Origin of the sequence: Pyxidicoccus xibeiensis, from assembly GCF_024198175.1 — a bacterium.
GTDB classification, from domain to species: domain Bacteria; phylum Myxococcota; class Myxococcia; order Myxococcales; family Myxococcaceae; genus Myxococcus; species Myxococcus xibeiensis.
The window spans coordinates 12,886-28,553 of record NZ_JAJVKV010000023.1 but is presented as its reverse complement, the minus strand read 5'-3'; the positions used below and the strand labels follow the sequence as shown (position 1 = coordinate 28,553).

Sequence of the window (15,668 nt, the reverse complement as noted above, 5' to 3'; positions counted from 1 at the left end):
AGGAGCCCCGTGCACTCCGCCGAACGGCAGACCGTCCATCGCTGGACCTTCATCTGGACCGGGGCCCTCGTGGCCCTGGTGGGCTTCATCCTGCTCGGGGTGGCCATCTCCGCCTCACAGGCCTGGGCGGAGGTGAGCGCCGCCCTGGGGCTGTCCCTCGTCGGGTGGGGTGGGGTGCTGCAGGTCCTCAACTCGGTGTTGCTCGCTCCCCAGGCGGGTGACGCGGCCGGCGCGCTGCCCTCGCCGGGGCTGCTGCTGGCCGGGACGGCCGTCTGGCTGGCGGGCTGGGGGCTCATCGCCGCCGGCCTGCGCCGCGCGCCCGCTCCAGCGGAGGGGCCCAGCCCCGCCGCGGGGGCCCCGCTGTACCCACGCCTGGCGCGCTACCGGGACTTCTACTGGAGCACCCTGGGCGCGTATGGCGGCGGCGTCCTGCTGGCGGAGCTGGTCCTCATCCTCCTGCAGACGGTGCTGTCCAGCGGCGTGCCCTCCACGGAGCTGGGCACCCCGGCCGCGGCGAACGCGGGCGGCGGCCTGTCGCTGGCGCCCACCGGGGCCTTCGCCATCGCCCTGGTGGTGTCCGCGGCGGTGGCCTTCGTCTGCGGCTTCGTCGGTGCGTCCCGCGCGCAGCGGCTGTCGCTGCCCGAGGCCACCATCGGCGTGCTCTACCTGGGCCTGCCCGTCCCCATCATCCTCACGTTGATGGAGCGGGTGCCGTCGCTGCAGCTCGCGCTCGGCTACCGGCTGCGCGAGGTGACGTACGTGGCCGGCCTGCTCGGCCGCCCGGAGCTGGCGTACTGGCTGGTCTTCACCGGGCTGGTGCTGGCGCTGGTGCTGGGCATCAACACGGGCTTCATCGCCGCCGGCAGCGGCCGGGTGGACCTGAAGCTGGGCTTCGAGCTGTTCGTCGCGCGCCGCCACGTGGCGGTGTTCCGCCCGTCGCTGCTCCTGGGCACGCTGGCGGTGCTGATGTTCGGCATCATCCCGCCGCTGCTCATCTACTTCATCATCCGCTCCGCCGAGGCCGCCGTGGAGCGCACCCGCATCCGCGCGCTGGGCCTCAACGACCCGCTGGCCGCCTCCTCGGACCTCAACCGGCTGAAGCTGCGCGAGCAGTCGCCCACCATGATGATGACCGCCCTGTCCGTGGGCGGCGTGGGCGTGGGCGTCATGGCGCTCATCATCGTGCTGTCGGTGATGAGCGGCTTCGAGGCGGACCTCCAGCAGAAGATCCTCGGCACCAACGCGCACGCGGTGGTGTCCAAGTACGCCGGTGAGCTGCCCGAGTACCCCAAGGTCATGGAGTCCATCCGCCGCGTCCCGGGCGTGGTGGGCCAGACGCCCTTCATCATCAACCAGGTGATGATTGCCTCCGAGGGCAACGTCGACGGCGTCATCATCAAGGGCATCGACCCGGAGACGGTGGGCGAGGTGACCGACCTCCCGCACAACCTGCTCGGCGGCCAGAAGCTCGAAATCCTCTACACGCCGGAGAAGATCCTCCACCGCGGCGCCCCCGACGACGAGCCCGAGGCTCCGTCCGGCGGCAGCGGGCCGGAAGGCGGGGCGGAGGAGGACGACATCATCCGCCGCTCCGGGAAGCCGGCGAAGCCCGCCGTGCTGCCGGGCATCGTCATCGGCCGCGAGCTGGCGGCGTCGCTGCGCGTGGTGGTGGGAGACCGGGTGAACGTGGTGTCCCCGCTGGGCACGGAGCTGGGCCCGTCCGGTCCCATTCCGAAGAGCCGCGCCTACCGGGTGGCGGCCATCTTCTACTCGGGCATGTACGAGTACGACTCCAAGTTCGTCTACATCCTCCTCAAGGAGGCGCAGGACTTCTTCGACGTGGAGGGCGCCTCCGGCATCGAGCTGAAGGTCGCGGACATCGACGACGCGCGGCGCATCGCCGGGCAGGTGGTGAAGGTGCTCGGCGGCTATCCCTACAGGGCACGCGACTGGGGGGAGATGAACAAGAACCTCTTCTCCGCGCTCCGGCTGGAGAAGCTGGTGATGGGCATCATCCTCTCCATCATCATCGTCGTGGCCGCCGGCCTCATCGTCGCCACCGTCATCATGCTGGTGCTGGAGAAGCGCAAGGAGATCTCCGTCCTCAAGGCGCTGGGTGTCTCCGACGGCGGCATCGTGAAGATCTTCCTCGCCGAGGGCCTGCAGATTGGCGTGGCGGGCGGCCTCCTCGGCCTCGTCTCCGGCCTGGCCTGGTGCTTCTTCATCGAGAAGGTGGGCATCAAGCTGGACCCGGAGGTCTATTACATCCCGGCGCTGCCGGTGCGAATCGAGCCCGTGCAGACCGCGCTCGCCGTCGTCATCGCGGTGCTCGTCACCTACCTCGCCTCCATCTACCCGGCCCTCAAGGCCAGCAGCGTGGAGCCGGTGGAAGGCCTCAAGGCGGAGTAGCCATGTCGCTCCTGTCCATCCGCAACGTCTTCAAGAGCTACTTCCTCCATGGGAAGCGCATCGACGTGCTGCGTGGTGTGTCGCTGGACATCGAGAAGGGCTCGCTCGTCTCCCTGGTGGGCGCGTCCGGCGCGGGGAAGAGCACCTTCCTCCACGTGCTGGGCACGCTGGACGCCCCGGCCGCCGGCGAGGTCCTCTTCGACGGCCGCTCCGTCTTCGCCATGAACGACGCGGAGGTGGCCGAGTTCCGCAACCGGACCATCGGCTTCGTCTTCCAGAGCCACTACCTGCTGCCCGAGTTCACCGCCCTGGAGAACGTGGCGATGCCCGCCCTCATCCAGCGCCGGGAGCGCACCGGCGCCTACGCCTACGCCCGCGAGCTGCTGGAGCGGGTGGGGCTGGGCCAGCGCGTGGACCACCGCCCCGGCGAGCTGTCCGGCGGCGAGGCCCAGCGCGTGGCCCTGGCCCGCGCCCTGGTGCTCAAGCCCGCCGTCCTGCTGGCCGACGAGCCGACCGGCAACCTGGACCCCGCCACCGGCGAGGGCATCCACCAGCTGCTTCGTGAAGTAAACCGCGAGCTGGGCATCACCGCCGTGGTGGTGACCCACAACGAGACGCTTGCTCGCTCCATGCCCCGCCGCCTGAGGTTGGCTGCGGGCGAGGTGTCGGAGGCGTGATGTCCCGGCGCTTTTGGATTGAGGGCCTTGTGGCCCTTCCCGTAGATTGCCCCGCCTTTTCCTGGCCGGTCTCCCCTTGAGGCTCCCCGTTCTGTCGCGCAAGTCACTGCTCCCGCTGCTGGCGGTCACCCTCTGCTCCCTCGTGCCGGGCCCCTCGTGGGCCCAGGCCGACGGAGGCGTGCCCGCTCCCGCGCCTGTTCCGGCGGTGACCTCTCCCTCCGCCGTCACCCAGGAGGCCGACGCCGGCACCCCGGCCCCGGCTCCGACGCCAGGCGCCGACCTGCCGGTGGATGCTCCCGTCTCCGAGGACGACGACAACAAGGTGGTGGAGGTCCGCGTCGAGGGCAACCGCCGCGTCGAGGCCGAGGCCATCCGCCGCGCGCTGCGCACCAAGGTGGGGGACGTGCTCGCTCCCGCCCGCACCTCGCAGGACCTGCGGGCCGTCTGGGGCCTGGGGTACTTCCAGAACGTCGAGCTGCTCGTGCAGCGGCTGGACCGGGGCGTCGCCTACGTCGTCCGCGTGGAGGAGCGGCCCATCGTCCGCGCCGTGCAGCTGCGCGGCAACGAGGAGCTCAGCCAGGACGACCTGAAGGAGGAGATCGACGTCAAGCCCGCCACCATCCTGGACATGGAGCTGGTGCGCTCCAGCGTGCAGAAGATCCAGGCGAAGTACGTGGAGAAGGGCTACTTCCTGGCGGAGGTCACCCACGAGATCAAGCCCACCGAGGGTGGCAACGTGGACGTGGTCTTCGTCACCAACGAGCGCGCCAAGGTGATGGTGAAGCAGATCACCTTCCTCGGCGCGGAGAAGGTCTCCGCGGAGACCCTCAAGGAGACGATGATCACCCGCGAGGGTGGCTTCTTCTCCTTCTTCACCGGAGAGGGCACCTACCGGCAGGAGGCCTTCGAGCGTGACCTGCAGGTCATCTCCATCGCCTACTACGACCGGGGCTTCATCAACGTCCGGGTGGACAAGCCCACCGTCCAGCTCTCCGCGGACAAGCGCTTCATCTACATCACCATCAAGGTCGTCGAGGGCGAGCCCTACGACATCGGGAAGATCGACTTCTCCGGCGACCTGCTGGAGGACGTGCCCAAGGAGCAGATGGCGGCGCTGATGCGCTCCCGCCAGGGCGAGCGCTTCAACCGCTCGCAGCTCTCGCAGGACATCCTCTCCGTCTCGGACGTCTATTACGACCGCGGCTTCGCGTACGCGAACATCAACCCCATCACCAGCGTCAACGCGGAGAACCGCACGGTGGACCTGACCTTCGACGTCCAGAAGGGCCCCAAGGTCACCATCGAGCGCATCAACGTCATCGGCAACAGCAAGACCCGCGACAAGGTCATCCGCCGCGAGCTGCGCGTGTACGAGGGCGAGCTCTACAGCGGCACCGGCGTGCGCCGCAGCCGCGAGCGCGTCACCGCCCTGGGCTTCTTCGAGACGGTGGAGATCACCCAGCGCCCGGGCAGCGCCGACGACACCATCATCCTGCAGGTGGAGGTGAAGGAGAAGGCGACCGGCACCTTCCAGGTGGGCCTGGGCTTCTCCAACGTGGAGAACTTCATCTTCACGGCGCAGATCTCCCAGAACAACTTCCTGGGCTGGGGCCAGAGCGTCTCCGCGTCCGCGCAGATCTCCGGCCTGCGCTCGCTCGTCCAGCTGTCCTTCTACGACCCATACTTCCTGGACACGAACTACCTCTTGTCCGCGGAGTTCTTCCGGGTCCAGGCGGACTACGAGGGCTTCATCCGCAACTCGACGGGTGGCAGCGTCTCCATCGGCTACCAGTTCATCGACGACCTGCTGGGCACCATCGGCTACTCGCGCGAGTGGGTGGACGTGGAGGCCGGCCAGAACCTGGGCGCGGTGCTGCTGGCCAACCAGTTCCTGTCCGGCGTCACCAGCGCGGCCCGCCTGTCGCTGTCCTTCGACCGGCGCGACAACCGGCTCTTCCCGTCGCGCGGCTTCATCCACTACGGCTCGGTGGAGACGGCCCCTGCCTTCCTGGGCGGCACGTTCCTCTTCAACCGGTACACGGCCTACTCGCGCCTGTACTTCCCGATGCCGCTGGGCTTCGTCTTCAAGACGAACGCCACCATTGGCTACATCCAGCAGCTGGACCAGGACAAGCCGCTGCCCATCTCCGAGCTCTACTACGTCGGCGGCATCAACAGCGTCCGTGGCTACTACCTGCGCAGCATCAGCCCCTCGGTGAAGGTGCCCCGCTCGGGCACTCCGGATGCCACCGTCACCGACTTCCTGGTGGGCGGCAACAAGCAGCTCGTCTTCAACTTCGAGCTGGAGTTCCCCATCTTCGAGAAGGCCGGCCTGCGCGGCGTGCTCTTCTACGACGCGGGCAACGCCTTCGCGACGACCGAGCGCTTCTTCCAGGACCGACAGGACAAGCTGCCCCTCGGCCTCTTCCACTCCGCGGGCTTCGGTTTCCGGTGGTTCTCTCCCATCGGCCCCCTGCGCTTCGAGTGGGGCATCCCGCTCACCAGGCGGCCGGAAGATGACCGGATTCTGTTCGAGTTCACTATCGGCAACTTCTTCTGATAAGCCCTTGCTCCGTCGTCCCGGCCCCACCCCTGTTTGAACAAGCCCGGGAGCGCGACGTCGGAGCCTGTAACCTTCCCGAGGAGCTGTTGAACATGTCGCTTCGCACCACCATCGCGGCCGCGGCCGCCGTCCTGTCGTTCGCCATGCCGGTGGCCGCTTCCGCCGCCGAGCAGAAGGTTGCCTTCGTGGATCTGCAGCGCGTCCTGCTCGAGGTGGACGACGGCAAGGCCGCCAAGGGCCGCCTCCAGAAGTGGCTCGACGAGCGCCAGAAGGAAATCGACAAGGAGCAGGAGGCCCTCCGCAAGGAGAAGGAGGTCCTCGACAAGCAGGCCAGCGCGATGAGCCCGGACACCAAGGCCCAGAAGGAAGGCGAGCTCCAGCGCAAGGTGATGATCCTCGCGCAGAAGTGGGAGAAGAGCCGGGCCGAGGCCGCCAACAAGGAGCGGCAGGAGATGGAGCCCATCATCGGCAAGATTGACCAGGTCATCGCCGGCATCGCCGAGCGTGACGACCTGTCCTTCGTGCTGGAGAAGCGCGACTCGGGCATCGTCTTCGCCCGCTCGCAGCACGACATCTCCAACGAGGTCATTCGCGCGTACAACAGCGCGAAGAAGCCGGCCGCGGCGGCGAAGGACGCCCCGACGAAGAAGTAGTCGTTCGTCCCCCCTCTCCGTGCAGACTCCGAACCCCCCCCGCCGGCTCGGGGAGCTCGCCGCCCACGTCGGGGGGGAGCTCCTCGGGGACGCCGGCCAGCTCATCCATGGTCTCAACGGGCTCGAGGAAGCAGGCCCGGGAGACGTGTCGTTCTACGGCAACACGCGCTACCGCCGGCAGTTCGAGGCCACCCGGGCCTCCGCCGTGCTGGTGGGCGCCGACGCGCCGCCCCGAGAGGGCGTGGCGCTGGTGCGGGTACCCAACCCCCACCTGGCCTACGCGAAGCTCTTGCGCCTGTTCCACCCGGCCTCCCGTCCGGCCGCGGGCGTGAGGCCCGGCGCCTGGGTGCATCCGGAGGCCACCGTCCATCCGGAGGCCACGGTGCTGCCGGGGGCCTCGGTGGACCGGGGCGCCACGGTGGGCGCGCGCACGGTGCTGTACCCCGGCGCCTACGTGGGCGAGGACGCCCGGGTGGGCGAGGACTGTGTCCTGCACCCCAACGTCACGGTGCGCGAGCGCTGCGTGGTGGGCGCGCGCGTCATCCTCCATGCCTCCAGCGTGGTGGGGGCGGACGGCTTCGGCTTCGCCTTCAACCCCGAGGGCGAGGCGGGCCCGGAGCACTTCAAGATTCCCCAGGTGGGCATCGTCCGCATCGAGGACGACGTGGAAGTGGGCGCCTGCACCTGCATCGACCGCGCGACGGTGGGCGAGACGGTGGTGGGGCGCGGCACGAAGCTCGACAACCTGGTGCAGATCGCCCACAACGTGAGGGTGGGCCCGCTGTCGCTCATCTGCGCGCAGGCCGGCGTGTCCGGCTCGGCGGAGATTGGCACCGGCGTGGTGCTGGCGGGGCAGGTGGGCGTGGTGGGCCACATCCGCGTGGGCGACCTGGCGAAGGTGGGCGCGCAGTCCGGCGTGGCGCACGACGTGGAGGACGGGCAGGTCGTGAGCGGCAGCCCGGCCGTGCCCCACCGGGACTGGCTCCGAGCCAGCGCGGCGGCGGGGCAGGTGGCGGACCTGCTCAAGGAAGTTCGCGCCCTGCGCCGCAGGGTGGAGACGCTCGAGAAGGAGAAGGGGGAGTGATGGACATCGGAGACATCCAGAACCTGCTGCCGCACCGGTACCCGTTCCTCCTGGTGGACCGGGTGGTGGAGATCATTCCCGGCCAGAAGCTGACGGCCTACAAGAACGTCACCATCAACGAGCCCTTCTTCAACGGCCACTTCCCGGGGCAGCCTGTCATGCCGGGCGTGCTCATCCTGGAGGCGTTGGCGCAGGCGATGGCCATCCTCGCCTACAAGAGCGAGGGAATGGACCCGAACAAGAAGCTCACCTACCTGATGGGCGTGGACGGGGCGCGCTTCCGCAAGCCCGTGCTGCCGGGCGACCGGCTGCACCTCGACATCGAGGTGGTGCGCCACAAGGGCTCCGTGTGGAAGACGAAGGGCACGGCGAGTGTCGATGGCGTGAGGGTCGCCGAGGGCGAGTTCCTGGCGACCGTCGTGGACAAGAACGCCAAGGCGGACGAGAGCGCGGCTTCCTGACCGCGACCGCGAGGCGAAGAGGAAACACCACATGGCGCACGTTCATCCCACCGCGGTCGTCCACCCCGATGCCCGCCTGCACGAGTCGGTCGAGGTCGGCCCCTATTCGGTCATCGGCCCGAAGGTGACGCTGGGCGCGGGCTCTCGCGTGGGCCCCCACGTCGTCATCGAGGGGCGGACGACGCTGGGCGAGCGCAACCGCATCTTCCAGTTCGTGTCCATCGGCGCGGACCCGCAGGACTTGAAGTACGCCGGCGAGGACACGGAGCTCGTCCTCGGTGACGACAACCAGGTCCGCGAGTTCGTCACCCTGCACAAGGGCACGGCGGGCGGCGGCGGCGCCACGCGCATCGGCAGTGGCAACCTCTTCATGGCCAACAGCCACGTCGCGCACGACTGCGTGGTGGGCAATGGCTGCCGCATCGGCAATGGCTCCGCGCTGGCGGGCCACGTGACGATGGAGGACCACGTCATCATCAGCGGCCTGGCGGCGGTGCATCAGTTCACCCGCCTGGGCAAGCACGCCTTCATCTCCGGCGGCGCCATGGTGACCATGGACATCCCGCCCTACGCCACGGCGCAGGGAGACCGGGCGGAGCTGGTGGGGCTGAACACGGTGGGCCTGGAGCGCAGCGGCTACTCCAAGGAGCAGATCGAGCGCATCAAGGAAGCGCACCGCATCCTGTTCCGCTCGAAGCTGCAGCTCCAGGAGGCGCTGGCACGGCTGCGCACGGAGCTGGGGGGCAACCCCGAGGTGGACCACCTCATCGACTTCGTCCTGCAGAGCAAGCGCGGGCTGACGCGCTAGTCCTTGGGGCCCGGGGCCATGGAAGGAGCATCGGCGGTGGAGCGGATTGGCCTCATCGCGGGCAATGGCCGGCTGCCCTTCCTCTTCGCGCGCGCGGCGCGGGCGCGGGGGCTGGAAGTCGTGGCCGTGGCGCACCGGGGGGAGACGGACCCGGAGCTGGCCTCGGAGGTTGGCTCGCTGACGTGGGTGCGGGTGGGGCAGGTGGACCGCATCCAGAAGGCGTTCCGTCAGGCCGGCGTCACCCAGGCGGCCATGGCCGGCGGCATCGGCCGGGTGCGGGCGCTGGCGGAGGCCCGGCCAGACTTGGGCGCGGTGCGCATCATCTCCCGGCTGCGCAGCTTCCGGGACGACGCGCTGCTGCGCGCGGTGGCCGCGGACTTCGAGTCGCGCGGCGTCACCATCATCGCCCCCACGGACTTCCTCGGCGAGGTGCTGTGCCCGGAGGGCCACCTGGCGGGCCCGAAGCTGCACCCGGCGCAGGAGAAGGACGTGGCCCTGGGCCGCGAGGTGGCGGTGCTGCTGGGCCAGGCCGACGTGGGCCAGACGGTGGTGGTGCACAACGGCCACGTGCTGGCGCTGGAGGCGGTGGAGGGCACGGATGAGACCATCCGCCGGGGTGGGAAGCTGGGTGGCTCTGGCGCGGTGGTGGTGAAGCGCTGCAAGCCGCAGCAGGACCTGCGCTTCGACCTGCCAGCGGTGGGCCCGCGCACGCTGGATGTGATGAAGGAGACGGGCGCGAAGGTGCTGGCGCTGGAGGTAGGGCGCACGGTGCTACTGGACGCACCCGCGCTCTTCGCCGGGGCGGAAGCCGCGGGCATCACCATCGTTGGCGTGCCCTGACTCGGGGACCAGCGGAGGCGGGCGGGCCTCGCCTCCCTGGCTGCTTCACGAGGACGGCCCGGGGTGCGTGAATACCGTCGCACCTCAAACGTCCCCCCAGGGCGATGTATCGCCGCCTGCCTGCCCGTCCTACCCTGTCGCGGAGGAATCCACCTGTGCGGACTGCTGTTGCTCGCAGCCCGTGACGCCGGAGGTCGACACCGCGCCATGAAGACCCGTCTGCTGCTGCTGTGCCTCGCGCTGGCCCTGCCGTTCCCGGCGCTCGCGGAGGCCATCCGCGTCTCGCTGGAGGGCCGCGCGGCGCTGGGAGAGACGCTGCCGACGCTGCTCGTCCACATCGAGGAGCCCATCGCCGGCTTCGAGGTGAAGCTGAAGCGCAGCGACGGCAAGGTGGTGGAGCTGAAGGGCGGCGGGAAGCCGGGCGTCACCCGGCGCCTCGAGCTGGAGCAGCCTGAAGGGCGCTTCCACTACGAGGGCGAGCTGGTGGTCCGCTTCCCCGATGCCGAGTCCGGCACCATGCCGCTGTCCTTCGACACGGAGCTGTACGGCCCGCTGAGCGTGGCGGTGCGCAAGGAGGACGTGGACGTGGCGGAGCGGAAGCTGCGCCTCACCATGACGCGGCCGGCGCGGCGGGTGGAGCTGACGGTGTTGATGGACACCGGGGAGAAGGCGTTCCAGGGCGAGGTGCCCTTCAAGGGCGAGCCGGCGGGCACTCCGCTGGAGCTGACCTGGCCGGCGGCCCAGGGGCGGGTGATGAAGATCTCGCTCAAGGCCTTCGACACCTCGGAGTTCTACGCCGGGGTGGACCTGTTTCCCTGGCAGGTGGACATCCCCCACGAGGAGGTGAACTTCGCCTCCGGCAGCGCGGACGTTCCGGCGGCGGAGCGCGGCAAGCTGGACAAGAGCCACGGCCTCATCGTGGAGGCGCTGCGGAAGTACGGGCGCTTCGCGGCGCTGCGGCTGTACGTGCTGGGCCACACGGACACGGTGGGGGCGTCGGCGGCCAACCGGGAGCTGTCGCTGAAGCGGGCGAGGAGCCTGGCCGCGTACTTCCGGAAGCAGGGCCTCAAGGTCCCGGTGTTCTACGAGGGGTTCGGCGAGGAGTCGCCCGCGGTGGCGACGCCGGACGAGACGGCGGAGGCGGGCAACCGCCGTGCCGAGTACATCATCGCCGTGGAGGACCCGGTGCTCCAGCATGCGCCGTTCCCTCCCCGGTGGCGGAAGCTGTAGGGGGTATCGACTTGAGGAGAGCACGGATGAGCCGATTCCACCGGATGGCCTGGGTGTCGTTGGGGCTGGGAATGCTGGGCGCGGCGGGCTGTGCGCACCAGGCGCCTGTCGCCGTGCGGCGGGAGGCGGAAGCCGAGAAGTGCCAGCTGGTGCAGTCCGTGCTGAAGGAGCCGGGCCCGTCCCAGGTGGTGCGCGAGATTGCCGCGCAGGGGCGCGAGGAGCCCACGCCGGTGGTCGTCTACGTGCGCCGCCCGGAGGAGTCCATGCTGGAGCGCTTCTTCGCGGGCGAGGAGCCGCTCTGCGGGGACGCCACGTTCAAGGTGGTGCAGGAGAACGTGCTGGACGCGGTGGTGGTGTACCTGCAGGAGGTGCAGGACGGCTACGCGTACGACGCGCGCCGCGCCGGCCCGGAGGACCTGGCCCTGGAGGGCAAGCCGCAGGGGCTGGTGAAGCGCCAGGGGCCCGCCTGGGTGGCGAGCCCCGGCCCTATCTGAGCAGCTCCTTGCCGCCGTCCGCGATGAACTGCACGGCGATGGCGGCGAGGATGAGGCCCATGACACGCTCGACGATGGCGACGCCGGACTGGCGCAGCACGCGCTGAATCATCCCGGAGGCGCGGAGGATGAAGTAGCTCGCCACGAACGTCAGGATGATGGCGGCCAGCACGGGGATGGCGGAGGTGAGCGTCTCCCCCTTGGCCATCAGCACCATGGCGGTGGCGATGGCGCCGGGGCCGGACAGCAGGGGAATGGCCAGCGGGACGATGGCCACGTCTTCCTTCACCACGCCCTCCTGCTCCTCGGTGGGGGTGGTGCGCGTCTCGGACGGGCGCGCGCGGAGCATGTCCAGCGCGGTGATGAGCAGGAGGATGCCGCCCGCCACGCGGAAGGCGCCCAGCGACACGCCGAACACCTTGAAGATGACGCCGCCGAACAGGGCGAAGAACAGCATCATCCCGCAGGCCACCAGGCAGGCCCGCATCGCGGTGCGGCGCACCTTCTCCGGCGAGTCCCCGGCCGTCATCGCCAGGAACAGCGGCACCACGCCGATGGGGTCCACCACGAAGAAGACCGCCGACAGCGACACCAGGAACAGCGACAGGTAGCCCGACATGGAAGGCCCTCGGGCTACACCTTGATGCGCAGCTTCCACACCATGGTGAGGGCCTCGGCGAAGATCTTCTTGCTCATCTTCGAGTGCCCCACGCGGCGGTCCTCGAAGACGATGGGAATCTCTCGCACGGTGAAGCCCTTCTTCAGGGTGCGGTAGGTGAGCTCGATTTGAAACGCGTACCCGGTGCTCTTCACCGCATCCAGGTCGATGGACTCCAGCACCCGGCGGTGGAAGCACTTGAAGCCGCCGGTGAGGTCGCGGATGCCCACGCCCAGGATGGAGCGGGCGTAGAGGCTGCCACCGCGGCTGATGATCTGCCGCCCGACGCCCCAGTTCACCGTGCCGCCGCCGGTGACGTAGCGCGAGCCCAGCACCAGGTCCGCGCCCGCCTGGGCCGCGTCGAGGAAGCCGGGGAGGTAGCGCGGGTCATGGCTGAAGTCCGCGTCCATCTCCAGGATGTACGTGTAGCCCTGGGCCAGCGCCCAGCGGAAGGCGGCGAGGTACGCACGGCCCAGGCCCTCCTTCCTCTCGCGGTGCAGCACCCGCACGCGCGAGTCCTTCGCCGCGAGCGCGTCCGCCAGCTGCCCCGTGCCGTCGGGCGAGTTGTCGTCGACGACGAGGATGTCCACGCGGGCGTCGGCCTTCAGCACCGCCTGGACGATGGCCTCGATGTTTTCTCGCTCGTTGTACGTGGGGATGCAGACCAGGGCAGGGTTCATGACCCGGCCGACATACCCTAAATGGAGCGCGGGGGCAGTAGCTCCAGCACGGCCTCCGCCGCCAGGGTGGCGGCCCTGTTCTCCCCCAGGCGCCCGCGCATCTCCGCCAGCCCGCGCAGCATCTCGTCCCGGGGCGCCCCGGGAACCCACACCCGGCGGACCTCCTCGGCGATGCGCTCGGGCGTCATCTCGCCCTGGAGCAGCTCCGGCACCACCTTCCTGCCGGCCAGCAGGTTGACCAGCGAGACGAAGGCCACCTTCAGCATCAGCCGGCCCACCCAGTACGTGATGAGGGAGACCCGGTACACGACGACGAGCGGCCGCTGCATCAGCCCGGCTTCCAGTACGGCGGTACCGGAGGCCACCACCGCCGCGTCGCTGGCGCCGACCACCTCGGGGGCCTGGCCCTCCACCAGGATGGGCGTCAAGCCGCTGCCCTCGAACCGGGACACCACCTCCTCGCGGGGGATGGTGGGCGCCACGGGCACGACGACCTGGAGCCCGGGGCGCTCGGCGGCGAGCCGCTTCGCCGCGTCCACCATGGTGGGCAGCAGACGTCGGATTTCGCTCATCCGGCTGCCGGGGAGCAGCGCCAGGGTGGGGGCGTCCTTTACCAGCCCCAGGCGCTCGCGGAAGGCGGCGGGGCTGTCGGGTGCGGGGACCTGCTCCACCACGGGGCTGCCCACATAGCGGGCGCTGACGCCGGCCTCCCGGTAGAACTCCTCCTCGAAGGGGAGGATGCAGAGCATCCGGTCCACCAGGCGCTTGATGGTGCGCACCCGGCCACGCCGCCAGGCCCAGATCATGGGGGAGACGTAGTAGGCGACTGGGACTCCCAGCGCCTTCAGCTTCTCCGCCAGTCGCAGGTTGAAGTCGGGGATGTCCACCAGGATGGCGACGTCGGGGCGGCGCTCGGCGGCGGCGGCCGTCAGTCCCTTGAGGATCTGCAAGATCCGGGGGATACGGGGCAGCACCTCGGTGATGCCCATGACGGACACCTCGCGGGCGTCGAAGAGGAGCTCCACCCCCCGGGCGGCCAGGCGCGAGCCGCCCATGCCGAAGAAGGTGAGGTCCGGACGGCGGGCCTGGAGGGCGGCGACGAGCTCGGCGGCGTGGGTGTCACCGGAGGCCTCGCCGGCCACGACGAGGATGCGGGGCGGGGGCGTCATGAGGGGGCGCGCATCGTACCTGATGCGCGAGCGGGTGAAGGTGTAGAGTGAGCTACCCTTGAAGACGCTTCTGCTCGCCGAGAGCCATCCCCCCACGCTCGAGCACCTGAAGGGCCTGCTCTCCCAGGCCGGGTACACCGTGCGCGCGGTGAATGACCCGGTGACGGCGATGGAGCACTTCGCCGCGGACAACCCGGACGTGGTGGTGCTGTCGGTGGACCTGCCCCGGGTGGACAACGCGCACGTGGTGCACCTCATCCGGGCGCACAGCCAGGGTGGGCGGGTGCCCATCGTCGCCATCGACAAGGGGCACCTGGGCCGGGCGCGCGGCGTGGCGGCGGTGCTGGACCTGAAGGTGAACGCGTACGTGGCGGACCCCCTCAAGCCGGGCGAGCTGGTGCCCCGGCTGGAGGCGCTGGTGCGCGCGGCGCAGGCCGTGCCGCTCACCGGGCTGGCGGCCACGCTGTCGCGGCCGGCGGTGAACTCGGGCGAGCTGCGGGGCTACCCGCTGCCTGGCCTCCTGCACTCGCTCTACCGGCTGCGCCGGGACGGCGTGCTGGTGGTGGCGCACAGGGACTTGAGCCGGCGGGTGTACTTCCTGCGGGGCGCGGCGGTGAGCTACGACTCGTCCGCGAAGGCGGACTCGCTGCCCCGCTTCCTGCTGGACCGCCAGGTGCTCACCGCGGTGCAGGCGGAGCGGCTGGTGGAGGCGCTGGGCTCCGGGCTGCGCATCGGCGCGGCGCTGGCGGACGTGGGCGTGGAGGCGGCGGGCGACGAGCTGTTGCAGCTGCTGCGCGACTACACGAAGGACCGGCTGGAGCGGGTGCTGGGCATGCGCGAGGGGCGCTATGCCTTCTACTCGGGCGACGAGTTCACGAAAGAGGTGGCCGCGGTGGAAGTCCCTCCGCTGGCGCCGGTGCTGGCGGGCGCGCGGCGGTGCTTCCCGCTGAAGGTGATGGCGGCGTCGCTGCGGGCGAACCTGGGCGAGTACCCGGTGCGCTCGCCCGAGTTCGGGCGGGATTTGCAGGCGATGGCGCTGGACACGGACGACCTGAAGATTGCGATGCAGGTCAACGGGCGCATCGTGCTGAGGGACCTGCTGGCGCACGGGCGCGGCGAGCTGGGCACGGCGGTGTCGCTGCTGTGGTTCCTGAAGCTGACGGGCGGGGTGACCTTCTCGCCGACGCCGGTGGCCACGGGGACGGACGTGCTGTCCAACGCGGTGCTGCCGGACCGGATTGCGCCCCGCAAGCGCAAGGCGCTGCCACCGGAGACGGCGGCCTCGCTGCGTGAGGAGGCGGTGCGCATCATCACCCGCAGCTACTTCGGCAGCCTGGGGCTGGACATCGCCGCGGACACGGAGGCGGTGGAGCGCGCGTACCACGAGACGGCGATGCGCTTCCATCCGGACACATACGCCGAGTTCGACATCTCGGACCTGAGGGACTTGCTGGAGTCGGTGCAGGAGAAGCTCTCGGCCTCGTACCGGGTGCTGAGCGTGGACGAGAAGCGCAAGGCGTACCTCCAGTACCTCTTCAGCCGGCTGGACGTGGGGCGCAACACGGCGGTGGTGGTGGAGGCGGAGATTGCGCTGCGCCGGGGAGAGTCCGCGCTGAAGCGCCGCGACTTCCCCACGGCGATGCGGGCCTTCGAGGAGGCGGTGACGCTCAACCCCGAGGAGCCGGAGTACTACGCGTTCCTGGCCTGGGCGACGTACATGGCGGCGCCGGGGGCTCCGCTGGTGCGGGCGCAGAAGGCGCAGAAGGTGCTGAAGAAGGCGCTGTCGCTGGGGCCGTACGTGGAGCGGCTGCACATCATCGCGGCCATCATCGACACGGACCTGGGTGACGCGCCGCTGGCGCGCAAGAAGCTGCTGAAGGTGCTGGAGTACAACCCGTACTCCCAGCTCGCGAAGGCGGCACTGCGTAAGGTGGGGCGCTAG

Annotated in this window: 14 protein-coding genes; 11 read left to right on the top strand and 3 right to left on the bottom strand. The window is 70.0% G+C overall.

The features are described 5' to 3' along the window. Window positions 1-9: 9 nt before the first annotated feature. The 10 genes from LXT23_RS46330 to LXT23_RS46285 all read left to right on the top strand — a co-directional run bounded on the left by LXT23_RS46330 (window position 10) and on the right by LXT23_RS46285 (window position 11,219). Window positions 10-2,409 (top strand): FtsX-like permease family protein, encoded by a 2,400-nt coding sequence (locus LXT23_RS46330; protein ID WP_253986951.1) that lies wholly within the window; start codon window positions 10-12, stop codon window positions 2,407-2,409. A gap of 2 nt (window positions 2,410-2,411) precedes the next feature. After that, complete coding sequence (locus LXT23_RS46325) at window positions 2,412-3,086, top strand: ABC transporter ATP-binding protein (RefSeq protein ID WP_253986950.1); 675 nt, start codon at window positions 2,412-2,414, stop codon at window positions 3,084-3,086. Window positions 3,087-3,408: 322 nt separating this feature from the next. Then, complete coding sequence (gene bamA / locus LXT23_RS46320) at window positions 3,409-5,646, top strand: outer membrane protein assembly factor BamA (protein WP_407692963.1); 2,238 nt, start codon at window positions 3,409-3,411, stop codon at window positions 5,644-5,646. A gap of 95 nt (window positions 5,647-5,741) precedes the next feature. Next, window positions 5,742-6,302: an OmpH family outer membrane protein gene (locus LXT23_RS46315; RefSeq protein WP_253986948.1), complete on the top strand. Its 561-nt coding sequence runs from the start codon at window positions 5,742-5,744 to the stop codon at window positions 6,300-6,302. Window positions 6,303-6,321: 19 nt separating this feature from the next. Beyond that, on the top strand, window positions 6,322-7,386 hold the full coding sequence (gene lpxD, locus LXT23_RS46310; RefSeq protein ID WP_253986947.1) for a UDP-3-O-(3-hydroxymyristoyl)glucosamine N-acyltransferase: 1,065 nt from the start codon (window positions 6,322-6,324) through the stop codon (window positions 7,384-7,386). After that, complete coding sequence (gene fabZ / locus LXT23_RS46305) at window positions 7,386-7,847, top strand: 3-hydroxyacyl-ACP dehydratase FabZ (RefSeq protein WP_253987031.1); 462 nt, start codon at window positions 7,386-7,388, stop codon at window positions 7,845-7,847. Before lpxD ends, fabZ begins: the two co-directional genes overlap by 1 nt. 31 nt (window positions 7,848-7,878) lie before the next feature. After that, window positions 7,879-8,655: an acyl-ACP--UDP-N-acetylglucosamine O-acyltransferase gene (gene lpxA / locus LXT23_RS46300; RefSeq protein WP_253986946.1), complete on the top strand. Its 777-nt coding sequence runs from the start codon at window positions 7,879-7,881 to the stop codon at window positions 8,653-8,655. Window positions 8,656-8,691: 36 nt separating this feature from the next. Next, window positions 8,692-9,495 carry an LpxI family protein gene (locus tag LXT23_RS46295; RefSeq protein WP_253987030.1) on the top strand — a complete coding sequence of 268 codons (804 nt, stop codon included), beginning with the start codon at window positions 8,692-8,694 and terminating at the stop codon, window positions 9,493-9,495. Window positions 9,496-9,702: 207 nt separating this feature from the next. Next, on the top strand, window positions 9,703-10,725 hold the full coding sequence (locus LXT23_RS46290; RefSeq protein ID WP_253986945.1) for an OmpA family protein: 1,023 nt from the start codon (window positions 9,703-9,705) through the stop codon (window positions 10,723-10,725). 26 nt (window positions 10,726-10,751) lie between these two features. Next, window positions 10,752-11,219 carry a hypothetical protein gene (locus LXT23_RS46285; protein WP_253986944.1) on the top strand — a complete coding sequence of 156 codons (468 nt, stop codon included), beginning with the start codon at window positions 10,752-10,754 and terminating at the stop codon, window positions 11,217-11,219. On the opposite strand, the gene LXT23_RS46280 is transcribed toward LXT23_RS46285, so the two are convergent. The 3 genes from LXT23_RS46280 to lpxB are packed head-to-tail and all read right to left on the bottom strand — an operon-like array spanning window position 11,212 to window position 13,726. Next, window positions 11,212-11,838, bottom strand: a complete 627-nt coding sequence (locus tag LXT23_RS46280) for a MarC family protein (protein ID WP_253986943.1) — start codon at window positions 11,836-11,838, stop codon at window positions 11,212-11,214. The two genes, LXT23_RS46285 and LXT23_RS46280, sit on opposite strands and share 8 nt — an antisense overlap. A gap of 14 nt (window positions 11,839-11,852) precedes the next feature. Beyond that, window positions 11,853-12,557 (bottom strand): polyprenol monophosphomannose synthase, encoded by a 705-nt coding sequence (locus tag LXT23_RS46275; RefSeq protein ID WP_253986942.1) that lies wholly within the window; start codon window positions 12,555-12,557, stop codon window positions 11,853-11,855. A gap of 17 nt (window positions 12,558-12,574) precedes the next feature. After that, window positions 12,575-13,726, bottom strand: a complete 1,152-nt coding sequence (lpxB, locus tag LXT23_RS46270) for a lipid-A-disaccharide synthase (RefSeq protein ID WP_253986941.1) — start codon at window positions 13,724-13,726, stop codon at window positions 12,575-12,577. Window positions 13,727-13,784: 58 nt separating this feature from the next. Here lpxB and LXT23_RS46265 point away from each other — a divergent pair, with 58 nt between their 5' ends. Next, window positions 13,785-15,668: a DUF4388 domain-containing protein gene (locus tag LXT23_RS46265; protein ID WP_253986940.1), complete on the top strand. Its 1,884-nt coding sequence runs from the start codon at window positions 13,785-13,787 to the stop codon at window positions 15,666-15,668.

Coding starts and splice junctions, on each gene's coding strand:
- LXT23_RS46325 (WP_253986950.1), top strand. CDS start 2,412: ATGTCGCTCCTGTCCATCCGCAACGTCTTCAAGAGCTACTTCCTCCAT.
- fabZ (WP_253987031.1), top strand. CDS start 7,386: ATGGACATCGGAGACATCCAGAACCTGCTGCCGCACCGGTACCCGTTC.
- LXT23_RS46290 (WP_253986945.1), top strand. CDS start 9,703: ATGAAGACCCGTCTGCTGCTGCTGTGCCTCGCGCTGGCCCTGCCGTTC.
- LXT23_RS46275 (WP_253986942.1), bottom strand. CDS start 12,557: ATGAACCCTGCCCTGGTCTGCATCCCCACGTACAACGAGCGAGAAAAC.
- lpxA (WP_253986946.1), top strand. CDS start 7,879: ATGGCGCACGTTCATCCCACCGCGGTCGTCCACCCCGATGCCCGCCTG.
- lpxB (WP_253986941.1), bottom strand. CDS start 13,726: ATGACGCCCCCGCCCCGCATCCTCGTCGTGGCCGGCGAGGCCTCCGGT.
- LXT23_RS46315 (WP_253986948.1), top strand. CDS start 5,742: ATGTCGCTTCGCACCACCATCGCGGCCGCGGCCGCCGTCCTGTCGTTC.
- LXT23_RS46280 (WP_253986943.1), bottom strand. CDS start 11,838: ATGTCGGGCTACCTGTCGCTGTTCCTGGTGTCGCTGTCGGCGGTCTTC.
- LXT23_RS46285 (WP_253986944.1), top strand. CDS start 10,752: ATGAGCCGATTCCACCGGATGGCCTGGGTGTCGTTGGGGCTGGGAATG.